This window comes from Paracidovorax wautersii (assembly GCF_031453675.1).
In the GTDB taxonomy this organism is placed as follows: domain Bacteria; phylum Pseudomonadota; class Gammaproteobacteria; order Burkholderiales; family Burkholderiaceae_C; genus Paracidovorax.
The window spans coordinates 2,758,659-2,772,614 of the sequence record NZ_JAVIZX010000001.1; the positions used below are offsets into that span (position 1 = coordinate 2,758,659).

At 65.9% G+C, this 13,956-nt stretch carries 13 protein-coding genes; 10 read left to right on the forward strand and 3 right to left on the reverse strand.

Annotation, left to right across the window (positions count from 1 at the left end; translation table 11 throughout):
- Positions 1-6: 6 nt before the first annotated feature.
- From QE399_RS12440 to QE399_RS12480, 9 genes are all read left to right on the forward strand, one after another.
- Positions 7-816, forward strand: a complete 810-nt coding sequence (locus tag QE399_RS12440; protein ID WP_405043615.1) for a polysaccharide deacetylase family protein — start codon at positions 7-9, stop codon at positions 814-816.
- 20 nt (positions 817-836) lie between these two features.
- The gene (locus QE399_RS12445; protein ID WP_309829104.1) at positions 837-1,883 is read left to right on the forward strand and encodes a sterol desaturase family protein; all 1,047 of its coding nucleotides are present in this window, start codon (positions 837-839) and stop codon (positions 1,881-1,883) included.
- A 31-nt stretch (positions 1,884-1,914) separates the two neighbouring features.
- Positions 1,915-2,805 (forward strand): EI24 domain-containing protein, encoded by an 891-nt coding sequence (locus QE399_RS12450; protein ID WP_309829105.1) that lies wholly within the window; start codon positions 1,915-1,917, stop codon positions 2,803-2,805.
- Positions 2,802-3,623 (forward strand): competence/damage-inducible protein A, encoded by an 822-nt coding sequence (locus QE399_RS12455; protein WP_309829106.1) that lies wholly within the window; start codon positions 2,802-2,804, stop codon positions 3,621-3,623. Before QE399_RS12450 ends, QE399_RS12455 begins: the two co-directional genes overlap by 4 nt.
- A 165-nt stretch (positions 3,624-3,788) precedes the next feature.
- Positions 3,789-5,204 (forward strand): type I glutamate--ammonia ligase, encoded by a 1,416-nt coding sequence (glnA, locus tag QE399_RS12460; RefSeq protein WP_309829107.1) that lies wholly within the window; start codon positions 3,789-3,791, stop codon positions 5,202-5,204.
- A 204-nt stretch (positions 5,205-5,408) separates the two neighbouring features.
- A complete protein-coding gene (locus tag QE399_RS12465; protein ID WP_309829108.1) occupies positions 5,409-5,924 on the forward strand; it encodes a hypothetical protein in 516 nt (171 codons plus the stop codon).
- 9 nt (positions 5,925-5,933) lie between these two features.
- Positions 5,934-6,998: a nitrogen regulation protein NR(II) gene (gene glnL / locus QE399_RS12470; protein WP_309829109.1), complete on the forward strand. Its 1,065-nt coding sequence runs from the start codon at positions 5,934-5,936 to the stop codon at positions 6,996-6,998.
- 45 nt (positions 6,999-7,043) lie between these two features.
- A complete protein-coding gene (gene ntrC, locus QE399_RS12475; protein WP_309829110.1) occupies positions 7,044-8,705 on the forward strand; it encodes a nitrogen regulation protein NR(I) in 1,662 nt (553 codons plus the stop codon).
- Positions 8,706-8,899: 194 nt separating this feature from the next.
- A complete protein-coding gene (locus tag QE399_RS12480) occupies positions 8,900-9,952 on the forward strand; it encodes a ferritin-like domain-containing protein (RefSeq protein WP_309829111.1) in 1,053 nt (350 codons plus the stop codon).
- Between the two features lie 173 nt (positions 9,953-10,125).
- On the opposite strand, the gene xth is transcribed toward QE399_RS12480, so the two are convergent.
- A complete protein-coding gene (xth, locus tag QE399_RS12485) occupies positions 10,126-10,902 on the reverse strand; it encodes an exodeoxyribonuclease III (protein WP_309829112.1) in 777 nt (258 codons plus the stop codon).
- Between the two features lie 115 nt (positions 10,903-11,017).
- The gene (locus tag QE399_RS12490) at positions 11,018-12,565 is read right to left on the reverse strand and encodes a tannase/feruloyl esterase family alpha/beta hydrolase (protein WP_309829113.1); all 1,548 of its coding nucleotides are present in this window, start codon (positions 12,563-12,565) and stop codon (positions 11,018-11,020) included.
- A 154-nt stretch (positions 12,566-12,719) separates the two neighbouring features.
- On the opposite strand from QE399_RS12490, the gene QE399_RS12495 reads away from it, so the two are divergent.
- Positions 12,720-13,472 (forward strand): Crp/Fnr family transcriptional regulator, encoded by a 753-nt coding sequence (locus tag QE399_RS12495; protein ID WP_309829114.1) that lies wholly within the window; start codon positions 12,720-12,722, stop codon positions 13,470-13,472.
- Here the strand turns inward: QE399_RS12495 and QE399_RS12500 are convergent.
- Positions 13,454-13,948: a dihydrofolate reductase gene (locus QE399_RS12500; RefSeq protein ID WP_309829115.1), complete on the reverse strand. Its 495-nt coding sequence runs from the start codon at positions 13,946-13,948 to the stop codon at positions 13,454-13,456. The genes QE399_RS12495 and QE399_RS12500 overlap by 19 nt on opposite strands.
- Positions 13,949-13,956 lie beyond the last annotated feature (8 nt).

A 13,956-nucleotide genomic window follows, 5' to 3' on the forward strand; every position in this document is an offset into this window, starting at 1 on the left:
TACGAGATGGGCATCGTGCGACGGGCAGGCCGTTGGTTCGCACTTTTCTGCGTGCTGGGTGTCGTGCCGATGGTCGCTTGGGCGCAGGCGGAATGCCACAAGCCGGTGTATCTGACGTTCGACACGGGGCATATGGAGATCGCGCCCCTCGTCGCTGAGGTGTTGAGCCGGCACAAAGTACGGGTCACTTTCTTTGCTGCGAATGAGGCTACGAAGACAGGGGATGGCAGCCTCGGCGACCACTGGGCATCATGGTGGAAAGCGCGCACGGCCGAAGGGCACGAGTTCGCTTCGCACACGATGGATCATGTGTATTGGCGAGCAGACGTCGGAACCCCCAAAGCGCCGGCCTTTCGGGTCCGTCCATCGGCGGGGCCTCAGGCCGGGCGGGAGTTCGTCTTGACTGCCAAGCAGTACTGCGAAGAAATCCAACGGGCTGCTACACGCCTGGGGGCGCTCACCGGGCGGCCTGTACTACCGTTGTTCCGTGCCCCGGGCGGAAAGACCTCCACCGAACTGCTGGCTGCGGCGAAGGCCTGCGGATACAGCCATGTCGGTTGGTCGCCGGCGGGCTTTCTGGGCGATGAACTGCCCAGCGAGCGCGTCAGCAATGCCACCCTCCTGGAGCGCTCGCTGCGGACCATCCGCAGCGGGGATATCTTGCTGGCTCACCTCGGCATTTGGTCACGCAAGGATCCATGGGCTCCAGCGGTGCTGGAGCCGCTCATCGTAGGTCTCAAGGAACAAGGCTTTTGCTTCAGGACGCTGCGGGAGCATCCGGACTACCAGGCGGCGCTCCGCGCGGCCAAGCCTTGACGAAGGGTATTGGACGGATCATGGACCGGATGTTGGCTATCTTTGACGGCGTGCAGCAGTGGCTCTTCGAGTCCGTCTTTCAGCCAGTACTCTTCTGGCTGGGCTTGGCCAATGTGCTCGAGGATGCGTACGACGCCACGGGATGGCTGGTGGTGGGAGTGCTGCAATTGCTTGTCATGCTGCTGTTGATTGCCCCGTTGCAGCGCTGGCGGCCAGTCGAGGCCGTGACGGATCCGAAAGCCATTCGTGTCGACATCCTCTACACCCTCATTCACCGGTTGGGGGTATTCCGCCTGGTGCTCTTCTTCGCTGTGACCCCGCTGTGGGACGGGCTGTTCGGCTTCCTGCGGGTGCACGGGCTCAGCACCTTCCATCTGGACGAAATCTGGCCCGGCGTGACCGATATCCCGTGGGTCAGCCTGCTGATATACCTGGTGGTGTTCGACTTGCTGGATTATTGGATCCACCGCGGCCAACACCACTTCGAATGGTGGTGGCGCCTGCACTCGCTGCATCACTCGCAGCGGCAGATGACGATGTGGAGCGACAATCGCAACCATTTGCTGGATGACTTGCTGCGCGATCTCATCGTGGTGACGGTGGCGCAGCTGATCGGCGTGGCGCCGGGGCAGTTTGTTGCCATCGTGGCGCTGACGCAGCTCAGCGAAAACTTCCACCATGCGAATGTGAGGCTGTGGTTCGGGCGCTGGGGCGAGCGGCTGTGGGTGAGCCCCCGTTTCCATCGGCGGCACCACACGATCGGGATCGGGCATGAGGCCCCTTCGACGCGCCATACGATGGGCGCACAGGTCGCTTCGCTGTCTGAACCTGTGCGCGCCGGCCCCGCTCACGCTGAGCGGCCGCCTGTCCTCGGCGGCAACAACTTTGGCGTACTGCTTCCATGGTGGGACATGCTTTTTGGCACGGCCAACTTCGAGCTGCGGTACGAGCCTACCGGGGTGCGGGACCAGGTGGAGCCGGGGCCCGATGGCCGCGTGCGGGATTACGGCAGCGGTTTCTGGTCGCAGCAGTGGCGCGGCCTTCTGCGGTTGTGGGGGCATGGCTAGATTGGCCTTGTTCAGGCGCTATCCTTGAGGCATGGGACAGCTTCTGGATTCCTTCTGGCGAGCCGCCGCCTATTGCGTGCTGCCGCGCGTCATAGCTCTGTCTTTGCTGCCGTTGCTGCTGATTGCTTTGATCGCAGGAGGGGCCGCCTATTTCTGGTGGGCCGCGGCCGTCGCATGGACGCAGGCTGCGCTTCAAGGCTCCGATTGGCTGGCCATGCTCTGGTCTTGGTTGCAGGCCTTCGGAATTCCAGATCTGCCGTCGGTACTGGCTCCGCTGCTGGTCGTAATGGTTGCCGTGCCCGTGGTGGTGGTCGTGTCCGTGCTGGCGGTCGCGTTGCTGATGAGCCCGGCGATGGTCAGTCTTGTGGCGGATCGCCGGTTTCCCACGCTGGAGCGACAGAAAGGCGGCTCTTTCATGCTCAGCCTTGCGTGGTCGCTGGGCGCGACGGTGGCCGCGCTGTTGGCGTTGGTGGCCTCGATGCCTCTGTGGCTGGTGCCGCCGCTGGTGCTGATACTTCCTCCGTTGATTTGGGGCTGGCTGACTTACCGCGTTTTGGCGTTCGATGCGCTGGCCGAGCATGCTAGCAAGGAGGAGCGCATCGAACTGTTCAAGCGGCATCGCTTCAAGCTTCTGGGCATTGGCGTGATGTGTGGGTATCTGGGCGCCGCGCCCGGCATCGTCTGGGCGTCGGGTGTCGTTTTTGCCGCCGCATTCCTTGTACTGATTCCCCTTGCGATCTGGATCTACACGCTCGTGTTCGCATTTTCTGCCCTGTGGTTCACCCACTTCGGGCTGGCTGCGCTGCAACGCTTGCGGCAGGAGCGCGATGCGCTGCACCAAGCCGCCGTTGCGTCCGTGGCTCCTGCGGCTCCTTCCGCCGGCATGGCGCCATCGTCTTCCTCCTCCTCTTCCCTCCCATGATTCCCACATTTGGTCTCATCATCGTCGGCGACGAAATACTGTCCGGCAAGCGGGCCGACAAGCACCTTCCCAAGGTCATCGAGCTCCTGACTGCGCGCGGCCTCTCTCTGGGATACGCCGACTATGTGGGTGATGATCCCGAGCGAATCACCGCGACGCTGCGGCGGGCCTTCGCTTCAACAGACGTGGTGTTTTCCTGCGGCGGCATCGGCGCCACCCCGGACGACCATACGCGCCAGTGCGCAGCACACGCCCTCAACGTGCCGCTGCAGTTGCACCCGCAGGCCGAAGCGTTGATCCGTGAGCGCATGCAGGATGTGGCGAAAGAGCAGGGTGAGGCTTATGAGCCCGATCGACCCGACAACGTGCACCGTCTCAACATGGGCGTGTTCCCTCAGGGGGCGCAGATCATTCCCAACCCTTACAACAAGATTCCGGGGTTTTCCTGCCAAGGCGCTGGTGGCGGCAGCGTGCACTTCGTTCCAGGCTTTCCGGTCATGGCCTGGCCCATGATCGAGTGGGTGCTCGACCAGGAGTGCTCGCAGTGGTTCAACCAGCAACCGCAGACCGAGCATTCGGTCGTCATCTACGGCGCCATGGAGGCGGCACTGACGCCTTTGATGGAGCAGGTGGAGCGCGACCACCCGCAGGTTCGGGTGTTCAGCCTGCCCAGCGTCGATCACCCTGTGCATGGGCGGCACATCGAACTGGGGGTAAAAGGTCCATCTTCGGCCGTTCCAGCGGCCTGGACGTTGTTGCACCAGAGTTTGCACGGTATTGGTGCAAACTTCGGCCCCGAAGTGGTGCGTAATTTTTGAGGTACGAAGCAGGCTAGAGGTGTGTATCACATTGGTGCAGGGCAGCGCATGCGCGGTACAGGGGAGCCCCGACGCTCCGCCTTAGTGCATGCCCAGCCTTCTTGGCACGTAAACTGCTTTTCTTTCGACGTTTTTTCAACAAGCGCTTAAATCCTGGAGATCCTGATGGCAAAGACCGTTGCAGACGTGATGAAGCTGGTGAAGGAAAACGAAGTCAAGTTCGTGGACTTCCGCTTTACCGACACCCGTGGCAAGGAACAGCACGTGACCGTGCCGGTGTCCCACTTCGACGAAGACAAGTTCACGTCGGGCCATGCATTTGACGGATCGTCCGTGGCGGGTTGGAAGGGCATCGAAGCGTCGGACATGCAACTCATGCCCGACCCCAACACGGCCAACATCGACCCGTTCTTCGAAGAAACGACGCTGTTCCTGCAGTGCGACGTGATCGAGCCCGGCGATGGCAAGGCCTATGACCGTGATCCCCGTTCCATCGCCAAGCGCGCCGAAGCCTACCTGAAGGCCTCTGGCTTGGGCGACACCGCCTACTTCGGTCCGGAACCCGAATTCTTCATCTTCGACGGCGTGCGCTGGTCCAACGAACCCGGCAAGGTCATGTTCGAGATCGAAGAGTACGAAGCCCCCTGGAATTCGGGCGCCAAGCTCGAAGGTGGCAACCGCGGCCACCGCCCCACAGTCAAGGGCGGCTACTTCCCCGTGCCCCCGGTCGACAGCACGCAAGACATGCGCGCCGAGATGTCCCTGATCCTCGAATCCCTGGGCATCCCGGTCGAAGTGTTCCACCACGAAGTGGCAGGCGCCGGCCAGAACGAAATCGGTACCAAGTTCAGCACGCTGGTCGAGCGCGCCGACTGGACCCAGGTTCTGAAGTACGTGGTCTGGAACGTGGCCAACGCCTATGGCAAGACCGCCACCTTCATGCCCAAGCCCTACGCCGGCGACAACGGCTCCGGCATGCACGTGCACCAGTCCATCTGGAAGGATGGCAAGAACCTGTTCGCCGGCGACGGCTATGCCGGTCTGTCCGACTTCGCGCTCTACTACATCGGCGGCATCATCAAGCACGCCCGTGCCCTGAACGCCATCACCAACCCGGGCACGAACTCGTACAAGCGCCTGGTGCCCGGCTTCGAAGCCCCTGTGAAGCTGGCCTACTCGGCCCGTAACCGCTCGGCCTCGATCCGTATTCCTTACGTCGCGAACCCGAAGGGCCGCCGTATCGAAGCGCGCTTCCCCGATCCTTCGGCCAACCCCTACCTGGCTTTCTCCGCCCTGATGATGGCGGGTCTGGACGGCGTGGAAAACAAGATCCATCCGGGCGAAGCCGCCACGAAGGACCTGTACCACCTGCCGCCCGAAGAAGACAAGCTGGTGCCCACCGTGTGCCACAGCCTCGATCAGGCGCTGGAGTACCTGGACAAGGACCGCAGCTTCCTGACGAAGGGCGGCGTGTTCACCGACTCCATGCTGGATGCCTACATCGACCTGAAGATGGGCGAAGTCACGCGCTTCCGCATGGCTCCCCACCCCGTCGAATACGACATGTACTACTCGCTGTGATGCATGGCGTGGCAGCGGTCTGCGCTGCCGCGGCACCATCTCGCAAGGGCGGCTTCGGCCGCCCTTTTTCATGAGGGGCTTGCACGCCCGATTTCTGCTGGGGGCAAAGCCCCGCGGCTACGACCGGGCTGCGTTGGCGGCCCAGATCGATTGTTGGATACTTGCCTTCGTCTTGCATGCTTCCCGCATGCGCACGAGGAAACCATGAAGAAACCGCTCATCGCCCTGTTTGCTGCTGCCTCGTTCATGCCCTTTGCGGCATGGTCGCAGGATCGCATCTTCCGGTGCGGCAACGAGTACACCAACAACGCCACACAAGCGAAGGAGCGCGGCTGCAAGCCGGTGGAGGGGGGGAATGTCACCGTGCTGCAAAGCCCCCGTCTGCCGGCCGCCGCAGGTGCGCCGTCCTCCGGTGGCGGCAGTGGCGGCAGCGCTGCGTCCCCGTCGCCTTCGAATGCTCCCCGTGTGGCGACATCCGACCAGCGTGCGCGCGATGCCGATGCCCGGTCGATCCTCGAGTCGGAACTGCGCAAAGCCGAAAGCCGCGTGGCCGAACTCACGCGCGAATACAACAACGGCACGCCCGAGCGCACGGCGCTTGAGTTGCGCAATCCGCAGGGCTACATCGAGCGCACGGCCGAACTGAAGGCCAGCTTGGCAAGGGCCGAGAGCGACGTTGCCGGCATCAAGCGGGAACTGGCGCGTCTGCCCGCGCCTTAGGACGACTTTTTGGACAAGCCCGATACCGAGCGCTATCACGCGCTGGACCTCGTTTCCACCCTCGTCGCGGTACTGCGTTCCGACGGTGCCGTGGTGTTCGCCAATGCCGCGCTGGAAAATTCGCTCGGGCTGTCCCGGCGCACATTGGAAGGCACGGACTTCAGCGGTTTCTTCACCGATCCTGCCTTGTTGCAGACCGCGCTGGCGGGGGCCCGCGGGCAGGACTTCGCCGCGCTGCGTTTCGAGGCGGGCTTGCGACGCGGGCAGCAGGAAGCCGTGCCGGTGCATGTGAACGTCTCGGTGGCCGAGCATGGCGGTGAGGTGCTGGTGGAACTGTGGCCGCTGGAGGCGCAGGCGCGCCAGGACCGCGAAGAGCGGCTGCGCGAGCAGGCACTGGCCAACAAGGAACTGATCCGCAATCTCGCGCACGAGATCAAAAACCCCCTGGGCGGCATCCGGGGTGCGGCCCAGTTGCTGGAGATGGAGCTGCAGAGCCCCGAGATGACCGAGTACACGCAGGTCATCATCCACGAGGCGGATCGCCTGCAGAGCCTGGTGGACCGGCTGCTGGCGCCGCACCGGCACCCGCACCTGGTGGGCGACGTGAACATCCATGAGGTCTGCGAGCGCGTGCGCTCGCTGGTGCTCGTCGAGTACCCGCACGGCCTGCGCGTGCAGCGCGACTACGACACATCCATTCCCGAATTCCGCGGGGACCGTGCACAGCTGATCCAGGCGCTGCTGAACATCGTGCAGAACGCGGCGCAGGTGCTCACCGAGCGCATCGCCCAGGGTGACGCCGTGATCACCCTGCGCACGCGCGTGGCGCGACAGGTCACATTCGGCCGGCAGCGTTACCGCCTGGCACTGGAATTGCATGTCATCGACAACGGACCGGGCGTGCCCGAAGCCATCAAGGAGCGTATTTTTTACCCTCTGGTGACGGGGCGGGACGGGGGATCGGGACTGGGGCTGACGCTGGCGCAAACCTTTGTGCAGCGCCACCACGGATTGATCGAATGCGACAGCGTGCCGGGTCGTACCGATTTCCGCATCCTCATTCCCTTGCCCTGAAGGTCCCGACACATGCCATCAACGGGAACAAGGTAGAACAATCACATGAAGCCGATCTGGATAGTAGATGACGACCCCTCGATCCGCTTCGTCCTAGAAAAGGCCCTGGCACGCGAGAACCTGCCCACGCGCAGCTTCACGCATCCGCGCGAGGTGCTCGATGCCCTCGCCGAGGTCGCTGCCGGCGACCCGGCGCGCCAGGGGCCACAGGTCCTGGTCAGCGACATCCGCATGCCGGGTGGCTCGGGCCTGCAGCTGCTGGAGCAGGTGCGCGAGCAGCAGCCGGGCCTGCCGGTCATCATCATGACCGCCTATTCCGATCTGGACAGCGCCGTGTCGGCCTTCCAGCGGGGCGCCTTCGAATACCTGCCCAAGCCGTTCGATCTGCCCAAGGCGGTAGAGCTGATCCGCCGCGCGGTGGAGGAGAGCCAGCGCGAAGAGGTCACCGAAGAGCGGCAGACCGCCGCGCCCGAAATGCTGGGCCAGGCGCCGGCCATGCAGGACGTGTTCCGTGCCATCGGCCGGCTGAGCCAGAGCCAGGTGACCGTGCTCATCACCGGCGAATCCGGTTCGGGCAAGGAACTGGTGGCCCGGGCGCTGCACAAGCACTCACCCGTGTCCGGCGGCCCCTTCGTCGCCATCAACACCGCCGCCATTCCCAAGGACCTGCTCGAGTCCGAACTCTTCGGCCATGAGCGCGGCGCGTTCACTGGCGCGCAGACGCAGCGGCGCGGTCGCTTCGAGCAGGCCGAGGGCGGCACCCTGTTCCTGGACGAAATCGGCGACATGCCGTTCGACCTGCAGACCCGCCTGCTGCGCGTGCTGTCGGACGGACAGTTCTACCGCGTGGGCGGCCATGCCGCGGTCAAGGCGCATGTGCGCGTAATCGCCGCCACCCACCAGAACCTGGAGCAGCGCGTGAAGGAGGGCGGTTTCCGCGAGGACTTGTTCCACCGACTGAACGTCATTCGCCTGCGTCTGCCGGCTCTGCGCGAACGGCACGAAGACGTGCCCATGCTCACGCGGCATTTCCTGCAGCAAAGCGCCCGCCAGCTCGGTGTGGAGCCCAAGCGTATTTCCGAGGCCGCCCTGGCACGGCTGGAGCAGTTCGCTTTTCCGGGCAACGTGCGCCAGCTGGAGAACATCTGCCACTGGCTGACGGTAATGGCACCGGCCCAGACGATTTCGCTGCAAGACCTGCCGCCCGAGGTGCTGGACGCGCCTGTCCAGGCTGCGCAGAGTGGCGCGCCCGCGGATCCCGCACCCGGTGCCGCCACCGCAGAAGCACCGCCGCGCTCCGCGGATCCGGCCAGCGCCCCCGCATCGCCCGCGTTTCCCTGGGCGGGCGTGGGCAGCGCGGCGGCCACGGGAGCTGCCGTCGCAGCCTCCACCGGTGGTGCCCTGCCGACCGGCGATGACGGCGTGAGCACGGCCAGTGCCGGTGCCGGCACCGCGGCGACACCTGCTGTGGGCCCTGGCCCAGGCTGGGAGCATTCGCTGGAGGCAGAGGCCCAGCGCATGCTGCTGGGCGGCCAGCCCGAGGTGTGGGATGCCCTGACGCGGCGCTTCGAGTCGCGGCTGATCCGCACGGCCTTGCAGGCCACGCACGGTCGCCGCATGGAGGCCGCACAGCGCCTGGGCATCGGCCGCAACACCATCACGCGCAAGATCCAGGAACTGGGGCTCGACGCACCGGAAGAAGTGTGAAATAAGCCGCTGGCGCTTGATGGATAAGCGCTTAATGCTATTATATTTATAGCGTAATGGCGTTGCCGGCATGGGTTTGGAACATGTCGTGGCCCCGCGCGGCTGTCCTACAGGGGGGCAACGCGTGGGCCGACCGACGCGCAAAAAACCGACTTCCAGAATGAATCCACTGTTCAACCAACTGGAGCTCATTCATGTCGGACTTCAACGATGCAACCCGTGAAAACCGTGACCCGCTGACCAACGAGCCGGGCGCCCATCCCGTCGGTACGGGCGTCGGCGCCGCAGGCGGAGCCGTTGCCGGCGCCGCTGCCGGCTCGCTGGGCGGCCCCATCGGCGCTGCCGTCGGCGGCGTGGCAGGTGCGGTGGTCGGTGGCTTGGCCGGCAAGGCTGCGGCCGAGTCGGTCAATCCCACGGCAGAAGACGCCTACTGGCGCGAAAGCTACCAGCGCGAGCCCTACTACTCCGGCGATCGCACCTATGACGAGTACCGCCCCGCCTACGAGCTGGGATGGAGCTCGGTCGGCCGCTATGAAGGCGACTTCGACACCGTGGAGCCGCACCTGGCCCGCGACTGGGGCCAGGCTCGCGGCACCAGCGGCCTGGAGTGGGACGAAGCCCGCCCGGCGACCCGCGCCGCGTGGGAGCGTGCCGGCTCCGGCACCACGACGGCCACCGCCGGCGCGGGCCTGGCCGCAGGCGCAGCGACCCTGGGCGCCGCTGGAACCTCCGGCGCGGGCGCCACGGTGGGCAGCATGACGCAATCGAGCACGGGTAGCGACAGCGCCATCGTCGACAACGACGACGTGGTCGACGTGCTGGACGATCTGCTGGAATCCTGCCGCGACGGCGAATACGGTTTCCGTACCTCGGCCGAGCACGCTGAATCGCCCGAACTCAAGGGCATCTTCCTGCGCCATGCCAGCGAATGCGCTGCCGCCGCAGCAGAGCTGGAGCGCGAAATCCGCAACCATGGCGGCGAGCCCTCGTCGGGTGGCACGGTCTCTGGCGCACTGCACCGTGGCTGGGTTTCGGTGAAGGCCGCCATGACGACCCGCGATGACAAGGCCGTGCTGGAAGAGTGCGAGCGCGGCGAGGACGCCGCCGTAGCCCGCTACCGCAAGGCGTTGAAGGCCCCGCTGCCCGCCTCGGTCCGGGCCTTGGTGGAGCGCCAGGCGCAGGGCGCTCAGCGCAACCACGACGAAGTGCGCGACCTGCGCAACCGTTACCAGGCTGCAGCCCGCTGATACAGCGAATGGCGCAGATGGCGCGGTGCCGGTGATGGCCTCTTGACTCATCACCCTGCCGCGCTTCCTGGCAAAAAGCCGCCCCTCGGGGCGGCTTTTTTTGTCAGCTGGTGGAATGTCCGCGGGTGGGGGCTGCAGGCCGCAATGCGGACCGCGGCCCTCCAGGCGCTACCTCAGCCGAGCGTCACTACGACCGGCGTGTGATCGCTGGGCTGCGGGTTCTTGCGCGGCGCCCGGTCGATGGTGCAGGCCTGCACGCTGCCCTTGAGATCGTCGCTCACCAGGATGTGGTCGATCCGCAGGCCGCGGTTCTTCTGAAAGCCCAGCATGCGGTAGTCCCACCACGAGAAGCTCTTCTCGGGCTGATCGAACATCCGGTACGCGTCCGTCAGCCCCAGTTGCAGCAGCTCCTGGAAATGCGTGCGCTCCTCCACGGTATGGTGGATGGTGTCCTTGAGGCCCACCGGGTCGAAGGAGTCGCGGTCTTCGGGCGCCACGTTGAAGTCGCCGACCAGCACCAGGCGCGGGTGCGCCAGCAGCTCTTCCTTCACCCAGCGGTGCAACGCGGCCAGCCAGAGCATCTTGTATTCGAACTTTTCCGTGCCCGGCGCCTGGCCGTTCACGAAGTAGCAGTTGATCAAGCGCAGCGGGCCCTGCGGCGTGTCCAGCGTGGCGGCGATCACGCGGGCCTGCGCATCCTCGTGGCCGGGGATGTTGCGCACCACGTCGCGCAACGGGGTGCGGCTCAGGATCGCCACGCCGTTGTACGTCTTCTGCCCAAAGGCCACGGCGTGGTAGCCGGCGGCCTCGAAGGCGTCGTGCGGGAACTTCTCGTCCACCAGCTTGAGCTCCTGCAGGCCGATGGCATCCACCGGGTTGGCCTCCAGCCAGGCCAGTACCTGGGGCAGCCGCACGGACAGGGAGTTGATGTTCCAGGTGGCGATTTGCATGGGGCCGCAGTCCGTTGAGAAAAACGGGAATTTTAATGATGCGCTGCTCCGTGCTGCTGCCCAACGCAGCCGGGGAGCGCGCCGCTTCCGTGCGCTCCCCGCTCCCCGCCTCATGTCATGACGTCTGGCAGGTATAGCTTTCTGCTGCCGTCAGGTCGCCGGAGCCGCGGTATTTGGGAAAGCTCGGGTACTTGCACAGCGGCCGGGACTGCTGCACCGCGCGCGTCTCGGGCGCCAGGGTGCGCGCGACGATGTTCTGCGCAGACGGCTTGGTGCCGCTTTCACGCCACCGCGACACGGCGTCGACCAGATCGACCGTGTCCGGGCCCACGCCGCCTGAGCAGTGCTGCACCCCGGGCTGCAGGAAGAATTCCAGGGACTGGTCCCGCGCAGCGACGCCGCCCACCTTGTTGGCCACCTGTTCCACATACCGGATGGAGGCCTTGTAGCTGATGGCCCAGTCGTGGGTGCCATGGGCGAAGACCATCTTGCCGCCCTGCTGGAAGAACGGGCCCAGATCCGGCGTGGCGTCCAGGGTCGTGGCAGCCAGCTGCAGCCCGGCGCGGTAGCGCTCGGCGTCGAAGGTCAGCGGGTTGAAGTTGGGGTCGCCGGTGACCCAGTAGTTGACGAGGCCGGTCCCGAACTGGAACTGCAGGCCCACGCCCCCGATGGCCGTGCCGGTGACCCACAGGGGCCAGCCGATGTCTTCGCCGCCCGGGCCCCAGCCCGGGTAGATGCTCGTCCCGTCGGGCCGGCGCAGTTCGGCGTACATCGTCTGGGCGGTGCTCACCTCCGCATCCGTCAGGCAGTCGGGGCCGTCGTCGGCCGTGCAGCGCAGCACGGCGGGGTCGAAGTTGCAGGCCTCCTGGTTGCTGACGATGCCGTCCGCAGCGCCATCCAGCCGGTCGCACTGAGCCACGACGGTGCGGCCGATCAAGCCTGCCTTCGCGCTGCTGACGCGGCCGCCCGGCGCCGCCAGTGCCTTGCCGTTGGAGACGAAAGCCTGGAACAGTTCGGTGAACGAATAGGCTGGCGCCCGCACGACAATGCCGTCGAAATCGGTGGGAAAGCGCGTGGCGGCGACCAGGGCCTCGCGCCCGCCGTTGGAGCAGCCTTCGAAGTAGCTGAAGGCGGCGTCGGTGCCGTAGCGCTTGCGGATCAGCTCCTTCGCCACTTCGCTCACGGAATGCACCGACAGGTATCCGAAGTCTGCCTGCGCGGTGGGGTTGTTGAGAAATACCGAGGCATCCAGCCCGTTGCCCTGGCGGCCCCCGTCAGAAGCCACCAGCACATACCCCGCCGTGGAACCGCTGGGCGAGATGGGCGTGATGGCAATGCTGCCGTTCCAGCCGCCGCCGCCCGCATAAAGCATCTTGTTGTTCCAGGTGCTCGGCAGCTGCACCTCGAAGTTGAGCGTGCCGTGCAACGTGCCGGTGACCTTGCAGAACTCGGCTGCCGTGGCCGTTGCCGCGACCAGCGTGGCGGCGTTCAGCGTGGCGCCACCGACCGAAGTGCCCGCCAGTGATGCGCATTGCTGTGCGGCAGACGCCACGGGCGGTGCGGGTGGCGGGGCATCGTCGTCGTCGCCTCCGCAGGCCGCGATCAAGACGGACGCGCAGGCCGCGACGGCGGCGCTGCTTGCGGGAAATCGAGGGTATTTCATGGTTTGTCTCCGTTGGGTTGGGCCTCTTACACTGCGTTGGCTCCGACAGCTGCTTCTTCTTGTTCTGAAAAAATTCTAGGCATTCGCCCCCGGCAAGAAAGTCCTTGCAAAGACACGTGGCGGCAGTGGGGCACCGCTGCAGAAAGTCATCCGAATGACAAACCATGTCCACACCATCGCGATGCTGCGGGCCACCGCGTGGGCGCGTGAGCTCACCGACGAGCAGCGCGAACGCGTGGAGCGTGAGACCCAGGACAGGACGTTTGCAGCCGGTGCCGTGGTGTGCGAGCGGGGGACGCTGGCCGCGCATTGGTTCGGCGTGGTGGAAGGCATGGTGCGCGTGGACCTGCTGGCCGCCGACGGCCGCAGCACCACGCTCAGCGGGATCTCTTCCGGGGGCTGGCTGGGCGAAGGGTCACTGCTGAAAGGGGAGCTGCGGCCGTACTCCGTGGTGGCTGTGCACGACAGCCGGATGGCGGTCATGCCCAGCAGAACCTTCCATTACCTGCTGGGCGACAGCCTGCCGTTCTGCCACTTCATGATCCACCAGCTCAATGCCCGCGTGGGGCAGTTCGTCGCCCTGGCGGAGAGCTACCGCATGCACGACATCAGCGCGCGCGTCGCCAGTTGCCTGGCCGAGCTCTTCAATCCGCAGCTGAACCCGAACGCCGAGAAGGCCTTGCGCATCTCGCAGGAAGACGTCGGGCGTCTGGCGGGCGTCTCGCGGCAGATCGCGCACCGCGCCTTGCACGAGCTGGAGAACGCCGGCCTGCTGCAGATCCGGTACGGCACGGTGGACGTGCTCGACATCGATCGACTCAGGCGCTTTGCGCGCCATGGCGACGACCTGGGCGCACCGCCGCCGCCGCAGCCTCCGGCGCGGGCCGCTCACTCGACCTTGCTGTAGGTGACGAAGCTGTAGTCCAGGCCCGTGGCCGATACGCCGCGTGCGCGCTGCACCTCGCGCCATGCGGGGCCCAGCACCGGGGCATGGGCATCGCCGTCGTAGTCGCGGGCGATTTCCGTGGCCTCCACGCGCTGCGCCAGCGGCAGGGCCTGCGCGTAGATCTGCGCGCCACCGATCACCCACGCCGTGGCCGGGTGTGCGGCCGCGGCCAGCGAGAGGGCCTCTTCCAGGCTGGCGGCGCGCTGCGCTCCTTCGGCCTGCCAGTCCGCCTGGCGGGTCACGACGATGTTGGCGCGGCCGGGCAGGGGGCGAAAGCGCGGCGGCAGCGAGTCCCAGGTCTTGCGGCCCATGATGACCGGGTGGCCCTGCGTGAGCGCGCGAAAGTGCGCCAGGTCCTCCGGCAGATGCCAGGGCATCACGCCGTCCTTGCCGATCACGCCGTTGGCCGCGCGCGCATAGATCAGGGCGATTTCCATGGACTTTT

Coding starts and splice junctions, on each gene's coding strand:
- QE399_RS12440 (WP_405043615.1), top strand. CDS start 7: ATGGGCATCGTGCGACGGGCAGGCCGTTGGTTCGCACTTTTCTGCGTG.
- QE399_RS12445 (WP_309829104.1), top strand. CDS start 837: ATGGACCGGATGTTGGCTATCTTTGACGGCGTGCAGCAGTGGCTCTTC.
- QE399_RS12450 (WP_309829105.1), top strand. CDS start 1,915: ATGGGACAGCTTCTGGATTCCTTCTGGCGAGCCGCCGCCTATTGCGTG.
- QE399_RS12455 (WP_309829106.1), top strand. CDS start 2,802: ATGATTCCCACATTTGGTCTCATCATCGTCGGCGACGAAATACTGTCC.
- glnA (WP_309829107.1), top strand. CDS start 3,789: ATGGCAAAGACCGTTGCAGACGTGATGAAGCTGGTGAAGGAAAACGAA.
- QE399_RS12465 (WP_309829108.1), top strand. CDS start 5,409: ATGAAGAAACCGCTCATCGCCCTGTTTGCTGCTGCCTCGTTCATGCCC.
- ntrC (WP_309829110.1), top strand. CDS start 7,044: ATGAAGCCGATCTGGATAGTAGATGACGACCCCTCGATCCGCTTCGTC.
- QE399_RS12480 (WP_309829111.1), top strand. CDS start 8,900: ATGTCGGACTTCAACGATGCAACCCGTGAAAACCGTGACCCGCTGACC.
- xth (WP_309829112.1), bottom strand. CDS start 10,902: ATGCAAATCGCCACCTGGAACATCAACTCCCTGTCCGTGCGGCTGCCC.
- QE399_RS12490 (WP_309829113.1), bottom strand. CDS start 12,565: ATGAAATACCCTCGATTTCCCGCAAGCAGCGCCGCCGTCGCGGCCTGC.
- QE399_RS12495 (WP_309829114.1), top strand. CDS start 12,720: ATGACAAACCATGTCCACACCATCGCGATGCTGCGGGCCACCGCGTGG.
- QE399_RS12500 (WP_309829115.1), bottom strand. CDS start 13,948: ATGGAAATCGCCCTGATCTATGCGCGCGCGGCCAACGGCGTGATCGGC.